The organism is Streptomyces sp. SCSIO 30461 (genome assembly GCF_037023745.1).
Taxonomy (GTDB): Bacteria; Actinomycetota; Actinomycetes; order Streptomycetales; family Streptomycetaceae; genus Streptomyces.
Window position 1 is genome coordinate 7,184,506 of sequence record NZ_CP146101.1, and the last position, 20,468, is coordinate 7,204,973.

Here is a 20,468-nt window from a genome sequence, read left to right on the forward strand (position 1 = left end):
ATGACGGGGGTGCCTGTCCGCTTCGGTGGTCACGGCGGGCGCGGCCCAGGCCCACGGCGACGCGCCACTCGCGGAAGGCCTCACCAACCTCAGCGAACTGCTGGGCGCACCGGTGGAGACCCCGTGGACCAAGCGCTACGCCTTCGGCCTGATGCCCATAGGCGACGCGTTCCTCGCGTGGTCGAAGACCGCACGTCCATGGGTGTCCGACACCCCCGCGGCACCATCCGCACCGAGCCCCACCTGGTGGTGGCGGCTCCCGCTGCTGGTGCTGCTGCTCGCGGCGGGCGCAGCGCCATGGATACCGGCGCTGGTGCGTCGCCACCGGGGGCGGCGGAGTCAGACCGAGGTCTCGCCCGCGAACGAGACGAAGCCGGACCAGGCGGCCGAGCCGAAGTCGAGCTGAGGCCCGCCGGGGTTCTTGGAATCACGGACATGGACGCAGGGGCAGGCGGCGGTGGCGGCGACCTCGACACACTCGTTGCTGTCGCTGCTGTCGCTGTAGCTGCTCTTGAACCAGGCGACCTCGACGCAGTCGTCGCCTTCGCTGCTGTCGCTGTAACTGCTCTTGAACCACTGGAGCCGAGGGCCGTCCCCGATGGAGGGCTTGAGGGTCATGTCTCTCCCAGCACTTGCTCGATGAACGCCAGTGACTCCCGTGGGCTGAGAGCCTGAGCCTGGATGATGCCACAGCGCAACTCGATGATCCGGAGCTGTTTCGGCTCGGAGACCGGGCGGCTGTTGAACACTCCTTCCGCACGCCCCACTGCCGTGCCGTCCCTGAACTTCAGCACCTGCATCGCACCGGCCATTCCCGCGTGGTCGTCCCGGTCCGTCGGCATCACCTGGATCTCGACATTCCGCAACCGGCCGAGCTCCAGCAGATGTTCGAGCTGACGCCGCAGGACCATTCTGCCCCCGATAGGACGCCGGAGGGTCACCTCTTCCTGGACAAAGCTCAGGGCCGGAGCGGGCAGGCGCTCGAAGATCGAATGCCGCGCCATACGCGCCTCCACCAACCGCTGCACCTCGTCCGGCGCATGCCCGGGGCGCCTCGTACCGATCAGCGCCGACGCATACTCCTTTGTCTGGAGCAGGCCATGGAAGTTGTGACTGCCGTACGACTGGACCTCGACCGCCTTCGCCTCCAGCTTCGCCAACTCCCTCACTCGCTTCGGATACCGCGCCTCCGCCAGCCCCTCCTTCATCGCGGAGATCTTCCCCTCCGCGCCCACCTCCCGGTCCATACCGTCCAGATACTCCGGACGCGGAATCCGCGCTCCCCGCTCGACCTTGCGGATCTGGTCCTCGCTGTACCCCAGACGCAGCGCCAGCTCCGGCACCCTCAGCCCCGCGCCCTCCCGCCAGATCCTGAGCTGCCTGCCCGCCATCTCCACCACCGGTGCGATCTCGTCTTCCGGATCGACGTCCCAACCCGGCTCGTCCACACCGCCGTTCACTTCCGGCCCACTGCTCATCCGCACCCACCGCCCCTTCGTCGCGCCGCGCGCTGACCGTGTCCAACGCCCGGCGTACCCACCCGTCACCCAAGACAGCCGAGACAAGACAGGACAGCACCAAGACAGTCACGGTACGTATCGGCCACATCACTGTTCCGAGCATGCGCACGCCGCCACGCTGAGTCACATGAACCAGCGAACTCGGCGACCTCTCGCCACCGCCTTGCAATTCAGCGTCCGGCTGTCCTCGACCCGTCGCGGCGCCCGCCTCGCCCGGCTGCTCGCCACCGAGCAACTCCGCTCGTGGGGCCTGGTCTCGGACTCCACGGTCCATGTGATCGCCGAGTTGGCCACGAACGCCGCACTGCACGGGCGGGTGTCCGGACGGGACTTCCGACTGCGTCTGGAGGCGACGCCGGACACCCTCCGTATCGAGGTGACCGACACACGCGGTGACCGCCTGCCCGCTCCCCAACCACCTTCCCCCGACGTGGAGTCGGGCCGGGGGCTGCTTCTCGTCGAGGCGCTCGCCGACCGGTGGGGTGTCCACCCAGGGCCGGTGCCGTGCAAGACCGTATGGGCGGAGATCGATCTCGCGCCCCCGCTCTGACGGCGGCCACGCGCGCCACGCGGCCGATCGGCGGCCACGCGCACGCCCTGAGGACGCCGTACCCCCGGACACGACCGTGGGCTTGGGTGACGTCAGCGCTGACGCCCGGATCGCCGGGACGGGTCAGGGGCGAGGCAAGGGGGTGTCCGGGAGGGTCGTCGGCCCGGCTGGCGGCGCGGTGACGGGCGTGGGCGGCGGCGAGCCGTCCGCGATCCGGCCCGCGCCCCGTGCGGCCGGTTCTTGCGCCGGTGTCCTGCGGCGCTTGCGCGGCTGCGCCATGACAACGGCCCCCACCACGGCCACCGCACCGAGTAGTTGCAGCGGGCTCAGGCTCTGGTCGAGGAAGAGATAACCGAGCACGGTCGCGCACAGCGGCGAGGCGAAGGAAAGGAACGAGGCCGCGAGAGCCGGGAGTTTCGACAGACCGCGGAACCACAGGACGTAGGCGATCAGTGCGCCGACGATGCCGAGATACGTGAATCCGCCGACGTTCCTCCAGGTGATGTGGTCCGGCAACCCTTCCCCCACCAGCGTGATGGGCAGCAGGACCAACCCCCCGACGGTGAGCTGCCAGCCCGTGAACGCCAGCAGGCTCACCCCGTCGGGACGCCCCCACTTCTTGGTGAGGACGATTCCGGATGCCATGGACAGCGCGGCGAGGAGCCCTGCCAGCACACCCGTGGCGTCCAGACCCGCGTGCGGCTGCAGAACCAGCGTCGCGACCCCGCCTGCGGCCAGGACACAGGCTCCGACGTGCGACGACCGGATTCGGGCCTTGAGAAGGAGCGCCCCGAGCAGCAACACGACCATCGGCTGGATGGACATCACCAACGCGGCCACTCCACCGGGCAGGTGGTAGGCGGCGAGGAAGAGGAGGTAGAAGAAGGCCCCGATGTTCAACACACCGAGGACCGCGGCCCGCCACCACCAGATACCCCGGGGCGGCATCCGTGTCACCAGCAGCAGGATGAGTCCTGCGGGCAGAGCCCGCAGCGTGGACGCCAGCAAGGGAGTGCCGGGCGGCAGGAATTCGGTGGTGACCAGGTACGTCGAGCCCCATACGGCGGGGGCGACTGCGGTCAGCGCGGAGGTGGCCGCGATGCGTTGGCCGCTCATGTGACCGATCCGGAGTCGGGCGTGCCCTGGCATCGGCCACCGAAGTCGCCGGTTCCACCCGCGACGTGCACCCGCATGGCGCGCTCCTCTCCGAGGGCGCTGCCGGACCGCGCGGCGCCTCCAGCGCCTGATCGGCCGGCGGCCTGATCGGCCGCTGATGACTGCATGCACACACCTTGGCCCTTCGATATCGAACTATCCGACGTCGAGACGTTAGAGGCCGGCGCGCGTCAATGTCAAACAGTTCGATGTCTAACTAACGCAGATGAAACAATCCTTGCAGCCAACCCGAGAAGGTGAACAGATGCGCGACGCCGTGGACGACTTCCTCGACCAGTGGGCCAGCCAACGCACGGACCTGGACCTCGACACCATGGGTACCGTCGGCCGCATCCAGCGGTTGTCACGGCTGGTCGGCGCGCGAGTGCGGGACTACTTCGCCGAGCACGGCCTGGAGTCATGGGAGTTCGACGTCCTCGCCACGCTGCGGCGCAGCGGCGAGCCGCTGACGGCCAAAGCGCTGGCGGCCGGGGTCATGATCGGCTCGGCCGCCCTCACCAATCGCGTCGACCGGCTCGTCTCCCGCGGCCTCGTCACCCGCGAACCCGTCCCCGGGGACCGACGCAGCCTCCACATCAGCCTCACCGACGAGGGACGTGAACTGGTGGACCGCACGGTGGAAGGCCATGTGCGCAACGAGCAGCAGATCCTCGCCGGTCTGGAGCACGAGGACCGCGAATCGCTGACCCGCATCCTGCGCACTCTGCTGATCTCGCTGGGAGACACCCGCTGACACCGGTCGGCGGCGCCGGCGGGGGCACCCGACCGGCGGTGGAGGCACCCGCACCCCGACGGGGGCGCGAGCTCGATGTGCGGGCTCGCCCCGCCCCACCCCCGTGGGGGCAGAGCGAGCCCGGTTCATGGGCGCCCGGTCACGCGCCGGGCAGGGCGCGGGCGTGGGCGTCACGCCGGTTGTCGCAACCGTGCGGGCCGGTCGCACCGGTCAGGCGACGGGCCAGCCGGGTTGCGGCGGCGGTCACGGTGCGGTCGGCGAGGTACGGGCCGATGAGCTGGACGGCCAGTGGCAGGCCGTCGGCGGTCCTGCCCGCGGGCATCACGACGGACGGAAGACCGGCCAGGCCGGCCAGGTTCAGCCAGGCGGTCTGGTCGAAGTACGGACGATTCTCGCCATCGACGGTGATCGACCGCTGCGGGACGGGCACGGACGCCTGGTCGGCGACGGAAGCGGCGGGGACGGCCGGTGCGATGAGGATGTCGTGGGTGGCGAAGTAGTCGGCCCACCGGCCGCGCAACCGCTCGCGGTCCTCGTTGGCACGCAGCCAGTCCCGGTGTCGCATGGTGCGTGAGTGCAGGAAGAGGCCACTGGGGTCACCGACGGGGATCTTCTCGGCAGCCGCGACATCGGCGGCGAATGCGTCGTCTGCGGCGGTGGCGCTCGCCGTGGCGAACATCAGACGCTGGAACAGCCGGTCGCTTTCGGCGAAGTCCACCGGTCGCGCGCTGTCGTCGACGCTGGCGCCCGCTGCCCGCAGGAGTGCGGCGACCTGGTCCAGCAGGGTGCGGGTGTCCTCGTCGACGTGGCAGTACGGGTCGTCCTGCCAGAGTCCGAAGCGGTGGTCCGCCAGCCGTCCGTGCCGTGGCTCGGGCAGGTCGATCCGCCAGGCGGCGGCATCGGCCGGGGCGGGGGCGGCCAATACGTCCAGCGCGAGATCGAGGTCCTCGGCGTTGCGGGCGAGCGGGCCGATGGTGAGCATGTCGGAGCTGGTGACCCAGTCCGGGGGCCTCGGGATATGGCCCCGAGTGGGCACCACACCGCCGCTGGGACGCAACGCGTACACCCCGCAGTAGGCGGCCGGGAGGCGCAGGGAACCCGCGAGGTCGGAGCAGAGCTCCACACTGGTCATGCCCGTGGCGACGGCGACAGCCGCACCACCGGATGAGCCGCCGGGGGTCCTCGTCACGTCATACGGGTGCCTGGTCGTGCCGAAGACCGGGTTGGAGGTCTGGAGATCCTGGCACATCACCGGGACGTTGGTCTTGCCGACGATGACGGCCCCGGCGGCGCGCAGCAGCGCGACGGCGTCCGCGTCCCGCTCGGGGACATGGCCGCTGAGGTCGGGCGAACCGGAGGTGGTTCGCAGGCCCTTGGTCTCCAGGGCGTCCTTCACCGTGAGGGGCAGACCATGGAGCGCGCCGAGCGGCTTGCCGGTCTTCGCCAGATGCCGATCGGCGGCGTCGGCCGCCGCGCGTGCGGCCTCGGCGTCCAGAGTGACGACGGCGTTGAGCCCGGGGTCGGTCGCCTCGATATGACGCAGGTACTGCTCCAGCAGGGCACGGCTGGTGATCACCCGCTGCTTCAGGGCGGCGATTTGCTCGCGGGCGGGCGCCAGGTGCAGGTCCTCGGTGCGCGAAGGCTCGGCATCTCCGCCATGGCCCTTGCCACCCCCCTCGCCCTTGCCGCCCTCGCCACGGAAACGCGGGGCAGCCACGGACATCGCGGCCATGGACGCTGTCGCGGCGATGGCCGTGCAGGCGATGAGCAGGGTACGACGGAGGATCACGGGCGGGCTCCTGAACCTGAGGTGGCGCTCGTAACGGACGGTGCGGATGGGGCAGACGGGTCGAACGGGTCAGGGGTGGCGGCGGACGCGAAGTACGCGGCCACGCGCTGAAGGTGCAGCAATTCGTCGTCGATCGTGTCGAGGAGCAACTCGGAGTCGGCGAACTCTGCCGGCTCCGGGGCGGGTTCGCCCGCGGTGTGCCATACGAGGGCGGCGTGGATCTGGTCGGCGGTGACGGCCGCGGCGAACTCGGGTCCGGAGAGGCCTTCGGCCGCACGGCGCTGCTCCGCCCGCGTCCTTACCGCGGGGTCGAGGTAGCGGCGCATCAGCTTCTGGCCCTGGCGGATCTCGACTCGGCGGCGCAGCAACGGGAAGTGGGCGCTGCGGCCCCGGATCACGTCCCGGCCCTGACGGGACGGGCGGCGCAGTGTGATGCCCGGGTCGGCCTGGTCGAGCGCGGACCACAGCGGCCCGAGACGCCGGTAGCGGAGATGCGCGGTGGCCCAGCGGCGTACACCTGCCGCGCGCAGGGCGACCGTCGGAATGAGATAGCCGATCTGGGTGAGTGTGGCGCCGATGTCTCCGCAGGCCCAGGCGAGGTCGTTGAGGTGGCTGACGCTGAAGCCGGTCTCGGCTCCGATGATCGCGGCAATCCGGATTCCGCTGTAGACGAGGGTGATGGCCGCGCCCACGGTGACGAGCCGCAGGCTGAACGCGATCGACCGGTTCACCGCGTTGCGCGCGTACCTCCAGCAGGACACCGCGAGGTAGGTCTCGGCGACGCTGTACGTGCCGAAGTACAGCAGCACGTAGGTCTGGAAGACCGGATCGTGCGCGTAGTAGAGGGAGAAGTCGGTGGGCCTGGTGGTGGCCGGGGTGAGCAGGGTGAACAGCACGGCCATCGCCGTGATCACCGCCACGGCGGCGACGAGCAGCATCCGGGTGCGGCGGCGGGCCCTGTCGGGCGGCCTCGACCAGTACGCGAGGACGGCCGCCTGGAGGGCGAGTACGACGATCACAAAGCCCTGGGCGATCGGTACGACGATATTGGGCACACCGAAGAAACCGTCGATGCGTACCCAGACCCAGGTGAGGGACACGGCGTAGCTGAGCGCGGAGAAACCGTAGGTGAAGGCCAAGGCGATGAGTGCCGGGTCGCGGCGGCTCCGGTTCCCGTCCTGGCCCGGGTCGCGGACCAGGAGGTCGCGGAGCAGGAACAGGAAGCCGGTGCCCGCGATGGCGAGGCACAGCGGATGGAGTACGTCTTTCACGGGTTCTGTCGGTCGGCTTTCGCTCAGCGCAGCAGGGTGCGGGCTATGGGGTCGGCGTCGGCTTCCCGTCCTGCCCGGACATCCGGTGCACGGGACGCGCTCACATGCTCTTGCAGCAGGGACCCCAGCATCTCGGCCTCGAACTCCTCCGGTTCGTGGAACCGGGTACGTCCCAGGACGAGTTGCACGGTGGCGGGGTCGATGTCGGTGATGAGTCCGCCGAGGCTGCCCGCGTCGATCGGGGCACTGCCCCGGTGGCGCTTGAGCATATGGCCGAACTCATGGCCCACGACGATCTCGGCATGTGCCCGGCCGACAGCGGTGTCGTAGAACACATAGTCGGTTTCGTGCGTGGCCAGCCACATTCCGCACGGGGAAGAGGCGTCGAGTGAGTCGGGATCGGCCGGGTCCGACGCGAACGGCATGAGCCGGATCGACCGGTCGAGGCGCTCCTCCATGAACGGCACCAGATCGAGGACGCTGTCGACGGCGGGCAGCCCGAGCTTCCGGACGAAATCCCTGCTGCGGCGTTCGACCTCGTCGGGTTCGGCGACTCCATCAGGGATGCGACGGCCGATCCGGCCGACTCGCTCGGGCCCGTCCGGTCGACCGGCTCCGGCAGCCTCGCGGCCGGTTCGGCGGTTACGACGGCTGAGCCACATCGGGGTTCCTCCTCTCGTCCCGGCAGCAGTCACCGGTCACGGCAGGTCCTTCGCGGGGTCGTCGGGCAGTCCTTCCTCTCTCCGTACGGCTTCGAGTGCCGCCAGTACCTTGCGCTGCCCCGCGGCGGACACGCCCATCGACCGGAGAGCGATCTGCTCCACTCCGCCCTCCCTCAGCTTCCGGAGGATCTCGAACTGTGTCGCGATCTTCCGGGTGACCTCGTCCTCGACGAAGTAGGCGGCCTCCACGCCGAAGAAGCGGGCGAGGAGCGGAACGATGGTGATGGTCGGGGTCCGCTTGCCGGCGCGGAGCAGGCTGATGTGGGAACGCGTGTAGCCGTCCTCGCCGTAAGCCGAGATCGTGCGGGCCACATGGGCGTTCGTGTACTCCTCGGCCCCGGGCGGGCGCACCCGGTCGAAGAGGAAGTTGAGGCGGTCGCTGAACGATGCCCCAGGACCCGGGACGGGTACCGGTCGAACCGGCTGAGGGTCAATCCCTCGATCCTCCACCGCACCCCCCCATCCCTCAAGCGTGACTATAGTTGACGAGCTTGCGCGTAACTATAGTTGACGCATCGACGGCTGAATCTCGACCATCACCGTGAGGCGGCAGACGCCACCCCGGCAGCCGTCGGGACGTACGCCGATGGCCCGTCGATCACTTCCTCATTTCGGGCGATCAACGCGGAGACCGGCGCCGGGCCTGCGTCATGTGGCGCGAAGTGCTCCGTAAGCTCGCGCGGCATGACCAGTCGCGCCCAGAGGCGTCCACGCAGCGCCCTCCTCACCACCGTCGCCGTTGCCGTGGGGGTGTCCCTCACTGGGCCCACGACGTACGCCGCGCCGGCTCCCCCGCCCACAGCCGAACCAACCCCCTCCCCCGAGACCCGTGCGGCCGGTGGCGTCCGCAGCGTCCCCCTGCCGGCCGGTGGTGATCCTGAGCTGCGCACGCTGCCCGCCCGCGCCACCGAGCCGTTCAGCCTGCTCGGTCTGACCTGGGACGACCCCGGGGCGGCGCTGGACGGCACGGTCGAGGTGCGCACCCGGGACAGCCGTACGGGTGCCTGGTCCGCGTGGCAGGCACTCGAAGCCGGTGTCCGGGCGCCGGACCCCGTTCCCGAGCGGGCGGGCACGGCACTGCGCGGGGGAACCGCGCCACTGTGGACCGGGCCCGCCGACGGCGTACAACTGCGGGCGCGGGGGGACGCCCTGCCGCGTGGACTACGCCTGGAGCTGGTCGATCCCGGCCAGGCGGGCGGTGGACGGGACGTCGCCGGGGCGCCGCCGTCGGCCCCCGGGTCGCCGCCGTCGGCGGACGCCCGTATCCGGGCCGCGGTCCCGAGGCCCGCCGTCGTCAGCCGCTCCGGCTGGGGCGCCGACGAGTCGCTCGTCAAGGAACCGCCGAAGTACAACCGCACCACCAAGGCGGTCTTCGTCCACCACACGGCGGGGACGAACAACTACACCTGCGCCCAGTCGCCCTCGATCATCCGTGCCATCTTCCGCTACCACGTGGTCAGTCAGGGCTGGAACGACATCGGCTACCAGTTCCTCGTGGACAAGTGCGGCAAGATCTTCGAAGGCCGGGCCGGCGGTATCGACCGCCCCGTCCAGGGCGCGCACACCCTCGGCCTCAACGTCGACACGAGCAGCGTCTCGGTGCTCGGCAACTACATGACCGCCACCAGCAGCGCGGCGGCGCGCAGGGCGGTCGCCTGGGTCGCCGCCTGGAAGCTGGGGCTCTACAAGCAGGACCCTTCGGGAAGCGTCACGCTCACCGTGTCCACCGACAACGGCAAGTACCGGGCGGGGCAGCGGGTCAGCCTGCGCCGCATCTCAGGTCACCGCGACGGCTCCGCGACCGACTGCCCCGGTGACAGGCTGTACGCCAATCTGCCCGAGATCCGGGCACTGGCCACGGCCATGGCGGCAGGCCTCACTCCGGGGAGCATCCCCTGGATCTCCGGCCTGTCCGGCCTCCAGGTGACGACCGGGGACTTCAACGGGGACGGCTACGAGGACGCCGCGCTGTCCTTCCGTACGCCGCTGGGTGACCTTCCCCTCTTCATCATGAACGGCACGGCGAACGGTTTTGACACCGCGTTCCCCACGACGCTGTTCGGCGCGGGCGGGCAGGCCCTGGCCGCGGGCGATCTGAACGGCGACGGCTACGCCGACCTGGCCGCGCTCACGGGTCGGGGCATCGCCACCTTCCACGGCTCGGCCAACGGACTGACCACCACCGGGGCACCGGTACTCGACGGCCGGTGGGCCGCTGCGGCCGGTGAGCCGGCCTCGGCCTCAGCGGCGGCGGCATTCGCCGCTCGGGACACCGACGGCGACGGCTACGACGAACTGCTCAGCGGCGGCGTGGTCGTGGCGAAGGGCGGAGCGGACGGGGCCGTCGCCGTCGTGGATGCCGCCGCGAAGGCTCCTGCGAACTGACAGCCGCTCGGGGTCGGACGGTTCTCAGGCCCGCGCCGCCCTCGCCCTGCGGGAGAGGGCGGCGCGCAGCACACGCTGCCCCTCCGTTGAGAGGTCGAGCGCGGCGCGCAGCCCGGCGCCGCCAGGGATCGCCGACAGCGCTTCCAGAATCTGCACCTGTCGGCGCTGCTCGCCCGCGGCGAGCGGCCCTTCGGCACCGCCCGACGGGTCGATCTCCTGGTGGAGTTCGAGCGCGAGCGCCGAGCAGGCCGTGGCCCACGCGCAGAGCTTCCCGGAAGACCATTCGGCGGGAGCCTCGCGGATCATCTTCCGCACCGGAGCCGCGGCCTCACCGATCGCCGATGTGTCGTCCAGCGCCGCCCTGGCGGAACGGAGCTGCCCGGCCCAGCCGTCCTCACCGTCCGCGATGCCCGCCCAGAGTGGGCGCAGCACATCGGTCTCCTCCACGAGGAGGGGCAGGCAGCGGTCGAGGCAGGCCACACCACTGGCGGCCAGGCTCCTCTCATCCGCTCCTGCGATCAGTTCCACCAGGCCCATCGACGCCTCCCGAACGATGCGGACGCTGCGTGCTCCCCGTAGTCTCCGCATCATTCTGCGTCGCGTGGCGCAAAATCGTCACCCCGTCGGCTGAAAAGTGTCGAACTCGTGGCGTCTCAGACCTGCTGCCCGGACTGGGGCAGCGCCACGCTCGGCACGGCTCCGCTGATCTTCCGGTGCTGCATGACCGTCAACCTGTGAACGACGGCGATCGCCAGCAGGGCGGCCACGATGTCGATCAGATTGCCGACCATCACCACAGCAGCGGCGGTACTGATCGCGTCGGGGGTGTCGGCACCGTCGTATGAGCTGCCCGCGATCCGGCCGGCCAACGCCGAGACCAGCCACAGCGCCCACCAGGAGTTGAGCAGGGCGTGCGACGAGCCCTTCCCGCCCTGCCCGTAGTCGGGCAGGGACGCGTCCCAGATGTCACCGGCAACCGAGCGCGGTAGCCAGAGGTTGCCGATCGGGATGATCCAGCCGCCGATCGCCCAGCCGGAACCGCGGCGCTGCAGATCGGGGCGCAGCGCCCCGGCGTTGACGCGCGTGCGGTGGAACCAGATGACGAAGAAGACACCCGTCGTGAGCAGAGCGATCACATAGGCCGTCAAGGAGCCGGCCATGAACAGTTCACCGCTGTACAGCTCGTCCTCGGTGTGCGCACCCACGTCCTCCATGAGCCCGCGGATGTGCGCGGCCGCCGCGGTCCGCGCCAGGTCGGTCAGCGCCACGACCGCGAGCATGGTGATGACGACGTACGAGAGCACGACGGGCGCACGGAGCACCGGCCCGGGTGCGGGTACGGGGGGCGGAGTCAGGGTCGAGACCGGGGCCGGGGCCGCCGCCGGGGTCGAGACGGGGGCCGGAGCCTCCGGAGCCGCCTGGGTCGCGGCCGGGGCCGGGGCGGAGGACCCGGCAGGAGCGGGCGTGGGCGTGGACCCGGGTGCCGAGTCCAGCGCCGCGGTGCAGTCCTCGCAGAGACCCTCGCTCGTCACGGCCGGATGCGTGGTGCAGTTGGAACATTGCACGGCTGAGAGTCCCCCTGTGGTGGTGCGGATGATCCGGCGCCCCTCTCCCCAAAGGTGCCAGGGCGGTCTGGTCGGACCGCCCGCGGACCCTATGCGTCACGGGCGTGCGTCGTCCAGCGCGACAGGGGCGCCCCGCCCCCACCCGCCCTATCGGCGCGCCGCCCCGCCTACCCCAGTCGGTCCGCCAGCCCGCCGAACGCCGCCCAGTCCAACGGCGGCTGACCGGGCGTCCAGAGCTTCTGGGAGACCGCCCGCAGCGGCATCCTGATCCCCGCCGCCACCTGCTCCTCGGTCTGGGAGTCGGCCAGGTCGCTCCAGACGGCCAGGCGCCCGCCCAGGATCTGGTTGGAATAGCGGGCCGGGACCGCCGCGCTGCCGCGCAGGACGAGCGGGGTCCACTGCTCGTAGATGCGGCGGCCGGTCGGGTAGGTGAAGTCGTTGGGCTCGCCGAGTACGTAGTAGAGGTACTCGTCGTTGAGGTTGACCACCTTGCGGCCCTCGGCCAGATACTCCTGCGGCGACCTGGCGCCGATCTCCTTGCCGGTCCAGTACTCGACCTCGATGTCCTCGGCGGGGCTGATCACGCCTCCGTCGAAGAACCCGTCGTTCCACGCCTTCGGCTGCTTGCCCGCGGCTCGCACGACGGCGGCACGGTCGTTCAGCCAGCCGGTGGCCAGGTCCTTCACACCGGCGTCCGGCCCGTACTCGCGCACCGCCGCCCGGGCGAGCTGCGGATACGAGGCGGCCGGGTCGCGCACGGTAAGCGCCTGGTACTCGTCGGCGCCGACGTGGAACGAGCCGGCCGGGAAGAGGCCCGCGTACTCGCGCAGCAGCTCGTCGACGAGCCTGGCGGCGCCGGGCTTGGATATGTCGATCGCGCCCTGCCTCGGCACGCCGTCGGTATTGAGCAGCCGCAGGTCCGGATGCGCCCGCAGCACCGCGCCCAGATGCCCGGGCGAATCGACCTCGGGGACGACTTCGATGTGCAGACTGCGGGCGAGGGCGATGATCCGGCGCACCTCGGCCTTGCTGAGGTGCTGTGCGGAGACCACCTCGGGATGGGAGTCGGAGGCTATTCGGAAGCCCTGGTCGTCGGAGAAGTGCAGGCCCAGCGTGTTCAGCTTGAGGTCGGCCATCTCACGCAGCCGCGCCTCTATCCAGGCCGCGCTGTAGTACTTGCGGGCGATGTCGACGTTCAGCCCGCGCTGCGGACGGTCGGGCCGGTCACGGACCACGCCCTCGGGCATGGTGCCACCCGAGCGCAACGCCTGCTTGAGGGTGCGGGTGCCGTAGAAGACGCCCGCTTCGTCGGGGCCGGTGATCCGGACCCGGTCGCCGCGGGTGGTGAGGGCGTACGACTCGGGGGCGCCGGAGCCCTTGGAGCCCAGCGCCAGTTCCACATCGCCTGCCCGGACCTGGCCGCCGTTGCGTACTCCGGTCTTCAGCTCCTCGGCCAGCAGCCGTGCCTCGTCGGCGAGTGCCTCGCTGCCCTTGGCGACGACGATCGCGCTGCCGGGGGCCGGGCGCCAGCCGGGGCCGCGGGCCGGCTCGTGGGAGCGGACCGAGGGGATGGTGCGGGGGGCGGTGGAGAGCGGATGACTCTTCGTCGGTGCAGGAGTGGGGCTTGTGGCCTCTCCGGCGGCGTCGGTGGCGGCGCCCGGCGGATGCCGTTCGCCCGGCTCGCCTGCCGCGGTGTCGCGGGACGCCTCGGACGCTCCCGATGAGCAGGACACCAGCGCCGTCAGGGCAGCCGTCACCACGGCTATCGAGCCCGCGAGCGGTCGTCCGCCCTTGGACTGCCAGATCATCTGATCAGCCTCCTCGTCACGAAGAAGTATGACCAATCAAGATGAATCGGGCGAAGTCAGGCGCATTCGTCTACAATGCGCCCCGAAACTCTCTCGTCCGGGTGAAGTTCATGCAACATCCGGACGGCTTCCACTCCAGGATCGATAACGTCGAGACTCACACGCCCCACTGTTCGCAAGGCGTCCGACACGCCCGGCCACGGCAGCTGGAGGGGGAAGCAAGCCACGGAGCCGAGGAGCACACGCTGTCCAGGTCCAGCGAATCGCACGGCGGCCTCCCACGGGTCCCCGCCCCCGCCGGACGGCCTCGCGGCTCGGTGGGCGCACCTCCCCGTCCCCGCCTGCCCGGTCTGGAGCGGTTCAACACCGCACCCGTCGCCTCCGCCGAAGCGACCCTGCTCGGCTGCTGCGGCAGCAGCCGCTGGAGCCGCCGCATCGCCGCCCATCGGCCCTACCCCGACCTGCACGCGCTCCTCGCCGCCGCCGACGAGGCCGGCTACGACCTCTCGGCCGCGGACGTGCACGAGGCCCTCGCCGGCGAGACCCCCGTCCTGCCACCGGACGCGCCGCCTGCCGCCCTGATGGCGTTGGACGCCGCACACACCGCCTACCGGAGCAGATTCGGCCATGCCTTCGTGATCTGCCTGGAGGGCTACCGTCCGGACGAGCAGCTCGACCAGACGCTGGCGGCGATCCGCTCACGACTCGGCAACGATCCGGACGACGAGCGCGTGATCGCGGCCGACGAACTGCGCCGGCTCACCCGCGCCCGGCTCACCCGCCTGATGGCCGCCACGGCCGCCACTCCGCCCGTCGTGCCCGTACAGAGCCGCCAGGGCCATTCCGGTTGTCCGGGAGGCCGACCTGATAGCCCGTCCGTGCCTGTTTGATCACACAACACGACCCCGCGCGAGGGAACCGACAACTCGTCGCTACCATGGCCGGGGCCGGTGGACCGTACCCGGCCGGGCCAGACCGACAGAGCTGTCACCTTTGGGAGAACGCTGGCGGCCGGCTCCAATCCCCGCTCCCGGAGGGTTTTTCCGTGCCGGCTGGAACGCTGTACCGCGGCCGGGAAGGTATGTGGTCCTGGGTGGCTCACCGAGTCACCGGCGTCCTCATCTTCTTCTTCCTGTTCGTACACGTGCTGGACACCGCGCTCGTCCGCGTCTCACCCGAGGCCTACGACGAGGTCGTGGCGACGTACAAGACACCGCTCGTCGCGTTGCTGGAGTACGGCCTCGTGGCCGCCATCCTCTTCCACGCGCTCAACGGCCTTCGCGTCATCGCCGTCGATTTCTGGTCAAAGGGCCCGCGCTACCAGAAGCAGATGCTCTGGACCGTCATGGGCATCTGGGTCGTGCTGATGGCAGGCGCCATCTACCCCGTCCTCGGCCACGCCGCACGTGAACTGTTCGGGAGCTGACGCCAGACATGTCCGCTGAGACCCCTTCCGCGATCGGGGACGTCGAGGGCTCCGCCCTCTACGACTCCGAGCACCCCGCCCCTGTCATCGAGGCGCCGCGCAAGCGCACCTCCAAGACCGCGAGGACCACACGCGGCAACTTCGAGATGGCCGCATGGCTCTTCATGCGCCTGTCCGGTGTCGTCCTCGTCGTCCTCGTCATCGGCCACCTGCTGATCCAGCTCGTGCTGGACGGCGGCGTCTCCAAGATCGGCTTCGCCTTCGTGGCCGGCCGCTGGGCGTCCCCGTTCTGGCAGGTCTGGGACCTGCTGATGCTGTGGCTGGCCATGCTGCACGGCGCCAACGGCCTGCGTACCGTCATCAACGACTACGCGGAGCGGGCGAACACGCGCCTGTGGCTCAAGGGCCTGCTGTACACCGCCACGGTGTTCACCATCCTTCTGGGCACGCTGGTGATCTTCACCTTCGACCCGAACATCCGCTAGGCACGGGGCTGAGGCGAAACACTGATGAAGATCCACAAGTACGACACCGTCATCGTCGGCGCCGGTGGCGCCGGTATGCGCGCCGCCATCGAGTCGACGAAGCGCAGCCGCACCGCCGTGCTGACGAAGCTCTACCCCACCCGCTCCCACACGGGCGCCGCGCAGGGCGGTATGGCCGCCGCGCTGGCCAACGTGGAGGAGGACAACTGGGAGTGGCACACCTTCGACACCGTCAAGGGCGGTGACTACCTGGTCGACCAGGACGCCGCCGAGATCCTGGCGAAGGAGGCCATCGACGCCGTCCTCGACCTGGAGAAGATGGGCCTTCCGTTCAACCGGACCCCGGACGGCACCATCGACCAGCGCCGCTTCGGCGGCCACTCCCGCAACCACGGCGAGGCCCCGGTGCGCCGGTCCTGCTACGCCGCGGACCGCACCGGTCACATGATCCTCCAGACGCTTTACCAGAACTGCGTCAAGGAGGGCGTGGAGTTCTTCAACGAGTTCTACGTCCTGGACCAGCTGATCACCGAGGTCGACGGGGTCAAGAAGTCGGCCGGCGTCGTCGCGTACGAACTGGCCACCGGCGAGATCCACGTCTTCCAGGCGAAGGCGGTCATCTACGCGTCCGGCGGCACCGGCAAGTTCTTCAAGGTGACCTCCAACGCGCACACCCTGACCGGTGACGGCCAGGCCGCCTGCTACCGGCGCGGTCTGCCGCTGGAGGACATGGAGTTCTTCCAGTTCCACCCGACGGGCATCTGGCGCATGGGCATCCTGCTGACGGAGGGCGCCCGCGGTGAGGGCGGCATTCTCCGCAACAAGGACGGCGAGCGCTTCATGGAGAAGTACGCGCCCGTCATGAAGGACCTCGCCTCGCGTGACGTCGTCTCGCGCTCCATCTACACGGAGATCCGCGAGGGTCGCGGTTGCGGTCCGGAGGGCGACCACGTCTACCTGGACCTGACCCACCTGCCGCCGGAGCAGCTGGACGCCAAGCTCCCGGACATCACCGAGTTCGCGCGTACGTACCTCGGCATCGAGCCCTACACGGACCCGATCCCGATCCAGCCGACCGCGCACTACGCGATGGGCGGCATCCCGACCAACGTCGAGGGTGAAGTCCTCAGCGACAACGCCACCGTCGTCCCGGGTCTGTACGCCGCGGGTGAGGTCGCCTGCGTGTCGGTGCACGGCGCCAACCGCCTGGGCACCAACTCGCTGCTCGACATCAACGTCTTCGGACGCCGCGCCGGTATCGCCGCCGCCGAGTACTCGGCGAAGGCGGACTACGTGGAGCTTCCCGAGAACCCCGCCTCCCTCGTGGAGGCGATGGTCGAGGGGCTGCGCGCCTCCACCGGCAGCGAGCGGGTCGCCCAGATCCGCAAGGAGCTCCAGGAGACGATGGACGCCAACGTGATGGTGTTCCGTACCGAGCAGACCATCAAGACGGCCGTCGAGAAGATCGCCGAGCTGCGCGAGCGCTACAAGAACGTGTCCATCCAGGACAAGGGCAAGCGCTTCAACACGGACCTGCTGGAAGCCATCGAGCTGGGCAACCTGCTCGACCTGGCCGAGGTCATGGCCGTCTCGGCGCTGGCTCGCAAGGAGTCCCGCGGCGGTCACTACCGCGAGGACTTCCCGAACCGCGACGACGTCAACTTCATGCGCCACACCATGGCGTACCGCGAGGTCGGCGCCGACGGCTCCGAGACCGTGCGTCTCGACTACAAGCCCGTCGTCCAGACCCGCTACCAGCCGATGGAGCGTAAGTACTGATGGCAACCCCCGTACTCGAGAAGTCGGACGCGATCCCGGCCAGCCCCGCGTCCCCGTACATCACGGTCACGTTCCGGATCCGCCGCTTCAACCCCGAGGTCTCGGCCGAGGCGGAGTGGCAGGACTTCCAGATCGAGATCGACCCCAAGGAGCGGGTGCTCGACGGCCTCCACAAGATCAAGTGGGACGTCGACGGCACGCTGACCTTCCGGCGCTCCTGCGCGCACGGCATCTGCGGCTCCGACGCGATGCGGATCAACGGCAAGAACAGGCTCGCCTGCAAGACGCTGATCAAGGACATCAACCCGGAGAAGCCCATCACGGTCGAGGCCATCAAGGGCCTCACGGTCCTCAAGGACCTGGTCGTGGACATGGAGCCGTTCTTCCAGGCGTACCGGGACGTCATGCCGTTCCTGGTCACGACCGGCAACGAGCCGACGCGTGAGCGCCTGCAGTCCGCCGAGGAACGCGAGCGCTTCGACGACACCACCAAGTGCATCCTCTGCGCGGCGTGCACGTCGTCCTGCCCGGTGTTCTGGAACGACGGGCAGTACTTCGGCCCCGCCGCGATCGTCAACGCGCACCGCTTCATCTTCGACTCGCGTGACGAGGCCGGGGAGCAGCGCCTGGAGATCCTCAACGACCGTGACGGTGTGTGGCGCTGCCGTACGACCTTCAACTGCACGGACGCCTGCCCCCGTGGCATCGAGGTCACCAAGGCGATCCAGGAGGTCAAGCGGGCGCTGATCACGCGCCGCTTCTGATTCCCGAGCCGACCGCGTCGGCGACCGGGAACTCCCGAGCAGGGCAGCGCGCAAGGGCCCGCTTCTGTACGCTCACCGTACGGAAACGGGCCCTTCGCCATTGCCGTTTGCCATTGATCGATGTTGCGTGAGAGCGGGGAGCAGATGAGCGCGCCGAACCCCTACCAGGACAGCGGCGACTACCAGTGGGGACCGCCGCAGCCGCCGGGCACGCCCGAGTACGCCGGTCCCGCGTACGGCTACCCCCACACCGTGCCGGGCTACGGCTACCCGCATACGCTGCCCGCGGTTCCCGGTGTACACGCCGGCACGCCGGGGATGCCACTCCTGTCACTCGGGGACATCACCGTGCTCCAGGACTCGATCGTCACCCCGGCGGGCACCCTCCCCCTCAAGGGAGCGGTGTGGAACGTCACCGACATGTCCCGCACCGAGGAGAAGATCCCCACCGTCGCGATCGTGCTGGCGGTGGTCTTCGCGGTCTTCTGCCTGCTCGGCCTGTTCTTCCTGCTGATGAAGGAGAAGGTGACGACGGGCTTCATCCAGGTGAGCGTCAGCAGCGGTGGCCGCCACCACACCACGATGATCCCCGCGGCGAACCCGGGGGCCATCCAGTGGGTCATGGGGCAGGTCAACTACGCACGCACGCTGAGCGTCTGAGCCTCACGGGGCGATACGCCCGGCGCTGTGACCGGATGGGTTCACCGGCTCGCGACTCCCCCAGAGCTTCGCCTGGGAGGTGCCCTCTCAGCCGTGCTCCAGGAGCCCCGCCAGGCCCCGGCGTGGAGGGGCACCGCTTTCTCAGCGGCCGGGCAGTCCGCTGAGAAAGCCGGTGAGCAGAGCGCTGACCTCGTCGGGCCGTTCCAGTGAGGGGAGATGGCCGGCCCAGGGCAGCTCGACGCGATGCGCCCCGGAGATGCCGTCGGCGATAAGGGTGCCCATGGTGCGGAAGTCGTCCACGTCATGCGCTCCCGTGACGACAAGGGTGCGGGCCTCGACGGCGGTGAGGTCGAAGGGCCGCTCGGGCGCCGCCTCCGCAGCCTCCACCGGCGCGGCTGCCGCGGCCTGGGCCGCGTAGTGGGCGGCGAGTTGGACCTCGAACGCGTGCCGCTGCATGGCGCGTACGCGCTCACGCGTCGGCTCGTCCGCCTCGGGGCCAAGCCATGTGGCCACATTGAGCTCGACAGCGCCATCGAGGTCGTCCGCCTCGAGCAGGGCGTCCTCGCGCGCGCCGAAGTCCTTGAGCGCCGGGCCCGGTTCATACCCGGGAAGCCCCGCGCAGAGCAGCACCAGCCCGTTCACCCGCTCGGGATGGCGGGCGGCGAATTCCACGGCGACCTCACCGCCGTGGGACGCCCCGACCAGGGTGGCGCGCTTGACACCGAGGCCGTCCAGCAGGGCCAGCACGTCATCCGCGTCCTCGTACGCCCGCACCTCCTCGGCGGGGGTCTCGCCGTAGCCCCGGAAGTCACAGCGCACCACGTGGTGTCCGGCTTCGGCCAGTACCTTCCACTGGGCATCCCACATCCGCCGGTCACAGACGGATGAATGGAGGAGTACCACTGCAGGGCCGCGCCCCGTCACATCATGCACAAGAGTCATCGACGCGATTCAACCGCAACTCGCCTCGCACCGCACCCACTTATCCGATCGTTTCAGACCGAGGCGTGGCGGAGGCAGCCGAGGTTCCTGTCGGCGCGCCAAGGCGGCCTCATGAACGGATCGTGAAAAGGTCGTCCGCATGAACGGTCGTGAGCTACCCGTTTCCAGAAGAGTGGCGATCGGAGGGTTGGCGTGGGCTGCTGTTGCACAACTTTTCGTCGTCGATTCGATCGTGGCCTTCCGGTGGTGGCCTAGTTACCGCTTGAGGCACGACCCCATTTCCGCTCTGGGAATCACACACTGCGGACGCATCGACGGAGTGTGGGCTTGCTCATCGTGGCACAGTGCGAGCGACATCTCCTGGGTCATTGCCGGAATCTGCCTCATCGTGGGCGCATGGTGCAATGTCGACTTCTTTCGCCCCACGCTATGGAGGAATGCCGGACTATTCGTCGCCGCCATCAGCGGTGCGGCCTTGATCTCCACAGGCTTGAATCCCCTGAACGAGCGAGTGGACGTTCACCTGACGTCCGCGGGGATCACCATCATCTTCGGGGGGCTGGGAGCCCTCTTCCTGGGTCTGGCATTTCACCGCATGGGCAATCACCGGTGGGGAACAACAGGGGTCGTATGCGGAGTCGTCTCCCTCATCGCCGGAGTGGCCACCCGCTTGGAGGCTGTCCGTCCGGTGCAGGGCGCGTTCGAACGCGTGGCCGTCTGGCCGATGGCCGCCTGGCTCGTCTGCACAGGCGTGGCCATCACGCAAGCGGCGCGGAAAGGACGCATCGCCACCTCGCGACCCGCACCACAGGGCTGACGCCTGCCGAGACAGCCGCGTGAGACGACACCTCGGCTGCGGCTTGGGGGCGCAGCGGCGCCGAGCCGGGTCCGGC

The 20,468-nt window shown here is 69.8% G+C and carries 22 protein-coding genes; 11 read left to right on the forward strand and 11 right to left on the reverse strand.

The features are described 5' to 3' along the window. The first annotated feature begins 25 nt into the window (after positions 1–25). The gene (locus V1460_RS32190) at positions 26–406 is read left to right on the forward strand and encodes a hypothetical protein (protein WP_338677116.1); all 381 of its coding nucleotides are present in this window, start codon (positions 26–28) and stop codon (positions 404–406) included. Here V1460_RS32190 and V1460_RS32195 read toward each other — a convergent pair. Further along, complete coding sequence (locus V1460_RS32195; RefSeq protein WP_338677117.1) at positions 340–618, reverse strand: DUF397 domain-containing protein; 279 nt, start codon at positions 616–618, stop codon at positions 340–342. The two genes, V1460_RS32190 and V1460_RS32195, sit on opposite strands and share 67 nt — an antisense overlap. Next, positions 615–1,478 carry a helix-turn-helix transcriptional regulator gene (locus tag V1460_RS32200; protein ID WP_338677118.1) on the reverse strand — a complete coding sequence of 288 codons (864 nt, stop codon included), beginning with the start codon at positions 1,476–1,478 and terminating at the stop codon, positions 615–617. The genes V1460_RS32195 and V1460_RS32200 overlap by 4 nt, the downstream gene beginning before the upstream one ends. 169 nt (positions 1,479–1,647) lie before the next feature. Here V1460_RS32200 and V1460_RS32205 point away from each other — a divergent pair, with 169 nt between their 5' ends. Beyond that, positions 1,648–2,070, forward strand: coding sequence for an ATP-binding protein (locus V1460_RS32205; RefSeq protein WP_338677119.1), 423 nt, complete (start codon positions 1,648–1,650; stop codon positions 2,068–2,070). Between the two features lie 123 nt (positions 2,071–2,193). Here V1460_RS32205 and V1460_RS32210 read toward each other — a convergent pair whose 3' ends face one another. Next, the gene (locus V1460_RS32210; protein WP_338677120.1) at positions 2,194–3,186 is read right to left on the reverse strand and encodes an EamA family transporter; all 993 of its coding nucleotides are present in this window, start codon (positions 3,184–3,186) and stop codon (positions 2,194–2,196) included. A gap of 304 nt (positions 3,187–3,490) precedes the next feature. On the opposite strand from V1460_RS32210, the gene V1460_RS32215 reads away from it, so the two are divergent. Then, positions 3,491–3,979, forward strand: a complete 489-nt coding sequence (locus V1460_RS32215; protein WP_338677121.1) for a MarR family transcriptional regulator — start codon at positions 3,491–3,493, stop codon at positions 3,977–3,979. A 139-nt stretch (positions 3,980–4,118) separates the two neighbouring features. Here V1460_RS32215 and V1460_RS32220 read toward each other — a convergent pair whose 3' ends face one another. From V1460_RS32220 to V1460_RS32235, 4 genes are read right to left on the reverse strand one after another with little or no spacing between them, the layout of a single operon-like run. Further along, a complete protein-coding gene (locus tag V1460_RS32220; protein WP_338677122.1) occupies positions 4,119–5,768 on the reverse strand; it encodes an amidase in 1,650 nt (549 codons plus the stop codon). Continuing rightward, positions 5,765–7,039 (reverse strand): MAB_1171c family putative transporter, encoded by a 1,275-nt coding sequence (locus V1460_RS32225; protein WP_338677123.1) that lies wholly within the window; start codon positions 7,037–7,039, stop codon positions 5,765–5,767. Before V1460_RS32225 ends, V1460_RS32220 begins: the two co-directional genes overlap by 4 nt. A gap of 23 nt (positions 7,040–7,062) precedes the next feature. After that, entirely contained in the window at positions 7,063–7,701 is a 639-nt protein-coding gene (locus tag V1460_RS32230; RefSeq protein WP_338677124.1) for a hypothetical protein, read from the reverse strand. A 36-nt stretch (positions 7,702–7,737) separates the two neighbouring features. Then, positions 7,738–8,112, reverse strand: a complete 375-nt coding sequence (locus V1460_RS32235; protein ID WP_338677125.1) for a helix-turn-helix transcriptional regulator — start codon at positions 8,110–8,112, stop codon at positions 7,738–7,740. 333 nt (positions 8,113–8,445) lie between these two features. Here V1460_RS32235 and V1460_RS32240 point away from each other — a divergent pair, with 333 nt between their 5' ends. Further along, positions 8,446–10,146, forward strand: a complete 1,701-nt coding sequence (locus V1460_RS32240) for an N-acetylmuramoyl-L-alanine amidase (protein ID WP_338677126.1) — start codon at positions 8,446–8,448, stop codon at positions 10,144–10,146. 24 nt (positions 10,147–10,170) lie between these two features. On the opposite strand, the gene V1460_RS32245 is transcribed toward V1460_RS32240, so the two are convergent. From V1460_RS32245 to V1460_RS32255, 3 genes are all read right to left on the reverse strand, one after another. Continuing rightward, the gene (locus V1460_RS32245) at positions 10,171–10,683 is read right to left on the reverse strand and encodes a hypothetical protein (protein ID WP_338677127.1); all 513 of its coding nucleotides are present in this window, start codon (positions 10,681–10,683) and stop codon (positions 10,171–10,173) included. A gap of 116 nt (positions 10,684–10,799) precedes the next feature. After that, positions 10,800–11,678, reverse strand: a complete 879-nt coding sequence (locus V1460_RS32250) for a DUF4328 domain-containing protein (RefSeq protein WP_338677128.1) — start codon at positions 11,676–11,678, stop codon at positions 10,800–10,802. Positions 11,679–11,878: 200 nt separating this feature from the next. Next, entirely contained in the window at positions 11,879–13,519 is a 1,641-nt protein-coding gene (locus V1460_RS32255; RefSeq protein WP_338677129.1) for a glycoside hydrolase family 20 protein, read from the reverse strand. Between the two features lie 317 nt (positions 13,520–13,836). Between V1460_RS32255 and V1460_RS32260 the strand changes: the two genes are divergently transcribed. The 6 genes from V1460_RS32260 to V1460_RS32285 all read left to right on the forward strand — a co-directional run bounded on the left by V1460_RS32260 (position 13,837) and on the right by V1460_RS32285 (position 18,633). Further along, positions 13,837–14,409, forward strand: a complete 573-nt coding sequence (locus V1460_RS32260) for a 2-oxo-4-hydroxy-4-carboxy-5-ureidoimidazoline decarboxylase (RefSeq protein ID WP_338677130.1) — start codon at positions 13,837–13,839, stop codon at positions 14,407–14,409. 155 nt (positions 14,410–14,564) lie between these two features. Beyond that, positions 14,565–14,945 (forward strand): succinate dehydrogenase, cytochrome b556 subunit, encoded by a 381-nt coding sequence (sdhC, locus tag V1460_RS32265; protein WP_338677131.1) that lies wholly within the window; start codon positions 14,565–14,567, stop codon positions 14,943–14,945. Positions 14,946–14,953: 8 nt separating this feature from the next. Further along, a complete protein-coding gene (locus V1460_RS32270; protein WP_338677132.1) occupies positions 14,954–15,430 on the forward strand; it encodes a succinate dehydrogenase hydrophobic membrane anchor subunit in 477 nt (158 codons plus the stop codon). 24 nt (positions 15,431–15,454) lie between these two features. Then, a complete protein-coding gene (gene sdhA, locus V1460_RS32275) occupies positions 15,455–17,209 on the forward strand; it encodes a succinate dehydrogenase flavoprotein subunit (RefSeq protein WP_338677133.1) in 1,755 nt (584 codons plus the stop codon). Next, positions 17,209–17,973, forward strand: coding sequence for a succinate dehydrogenase iron-sulfur subunit (locus V1460_RS32280; RefSeq protein ID WP_338677134.1), 765 nt, complete (start codon positions 17,209–17,211; stop codon positions 17,971–17,973). The genes sdhA and V1460_RS32280 overlap by 1 nt, the downstream gene beginning before the upstream one ends. Before the next feature lie 144 nt (positions 17,974–18,117). Next, the gene (locus tag V1460_RS32285; protein WP_338677135.1) at positions 18,118–18,633 is read left to right on the forward strand and encodes a hypothetical protein; all 516 of its coding nucleotides are present in this window, start codon (positions 18,118–18,120) and stop codon (positions 18,631–18,633) included. Between the two features lie 141 nt (positions 18,634–18,774). Here the strand turns inward: V1460_RS32285 and V1460_RS32290 are convergent, their stop codons facing one another. After that, positions 18,775–19,575: an alpha/beta hydrolase gene (locus tag V1460_RS32290; protein ID WP_338677136.1), complete on the reverse strand. Its 801-nt coding sequence runs from the start codon at positions 19,573–19,575 to the stop codon at positions 18,775–18,777. A 139-nt stretch (positions 19,576–19,714) separates the two neighbouring features. Here V1460_RS32290 and V1460_RS32295 point away from each other — a divergent pair, with 139 nt between their 5' ends. After that, the gene (locus V1460_RS32295) at positions 19,715–20,392 is read left to right on the forward strand and encodes a hypothetical protein (protein WP_338677137.1); all 678 of its coding nucleotides are present in this window, start codon (positions 19,715–19,717) and stop codon (positions 20,390–20,392) included. Positions 20,393–20,468: the final 76 nt, after the last annotated feature.

What these genes read in the sequence shown, in the direction of transcription:
- V1460_RS32195 (WP_338677117.1), bottom strand. Translation starts at nt 618, where the DNA reads ATGACCCTCAAGCCCTCCATCGGGGACGGCCCTCGGCTCCAGTGGTTC.
- V1460_RS32200 (WP_338677118.1), bottom strand. Translation starts at nt 1,478, where the DNA reads ATGAGCAGTGGGCCGGAAGTGAACGGCGGTGTGGACGAGCCGGGTTGG.
- V1460_RS32205 (WP_338677119.1), top strand. Translation starts at nt 1,648, where the DNA reads ATGAACCAGCGAACTCGGCGACCTCTCGCCACCGCCTTGCAATTCAGC.
- V1460_RS32210 (WP_338677120.1), bottom strand. Translation starts at nt 3,186, where the DNA reads ATGAGCGGCCAACGCATCGCGGCCACCTCCGCGCTGACCGCAGTCGCC.
- V1460_RS32215 (WP_338677121.1), top strand. Translation starts at nt 3,491, where the DNA reads ATGCGCGACGCCGTGGACGACTTCCTCGACCAGTGGGCCAGCCAACGC.
- V1460_RS32230 (WP_338677124.1), bottom strand. Translation starts at nt 7,701, where the DNA reads ATGTGGCTCAGCCGTCGTAACCGCCGAACCGGCCGCGAGGCTGCCGGA.
- V1460_RS32240 (WP_338677126.1), top strand. Translation starts at nt 8,446, where the DNA reads ATGACCAGTCGCGCCCAGAGGCGTCCACGCAGCGCCCTCCTCACCACC.
- V1460_RS32245 (WP_338677127.1), bottom strand. Translation starts at nt 10,683, where the DNA reads ATGGGCCTGGTGGAACTGATCGCAGGAGCGGATGAGAGGAGCCTGGCC.
- V1460_RS32255 (WP_338677129.1), bottom strand. Translation starts at nt 13,519, where the DNA reads ATGATCTGGCAGTCCAAGGGCGGACGACCGCTCGCGGGCTCGATAGCC.
- V1460_RS32270 (WP_338677132.1), top strand. Translation starts at nt 14,954, where the DNA reads ATGTCCGCTGAGACCCCTTCCGCGATCGGGGACGTCGAGGGCTCCGCC.
- sdhA (WP_338677133.1), top strand. Translation starts at nt 15,455, where the DNA reads ATGAAGATCCACAAGTACGACACCGTCATCGTCGGCGCCGGTGGCGCC.
- V1460_RS32280 (WP_338677134.1), top strand. Translation starts at nt 17,209, where the DNA reads ATGGCAACCCCCGTACTCGAGAAGTCGGACGCGATCCCGGCCAGCCCC.
- V1460_RS32285 (WP_338677135.1), top strand. Translation starts at nt 18,118, where the DNA reads ATGAGCGCGCCGAACCCCTACCAGGACAGCGGCGACTACCAGTGGGGA.
- V1460_RS32290 (WP_338677136.1), bottom strand. Translation starts at nt 19,575, where the DNA reads ATGACTCTTGTGCATGATGTGACGGGGCGCGGCCCTGCAGTGGTACTC.
- V1460_RS32295 (WP_338677137.1), top strand. Translation starts at nt 19,715, where the DNA reads ATGAACGGTCGTGAGCTACCCGTTTCCAGAAGAGTGGCGATCGGAGGG.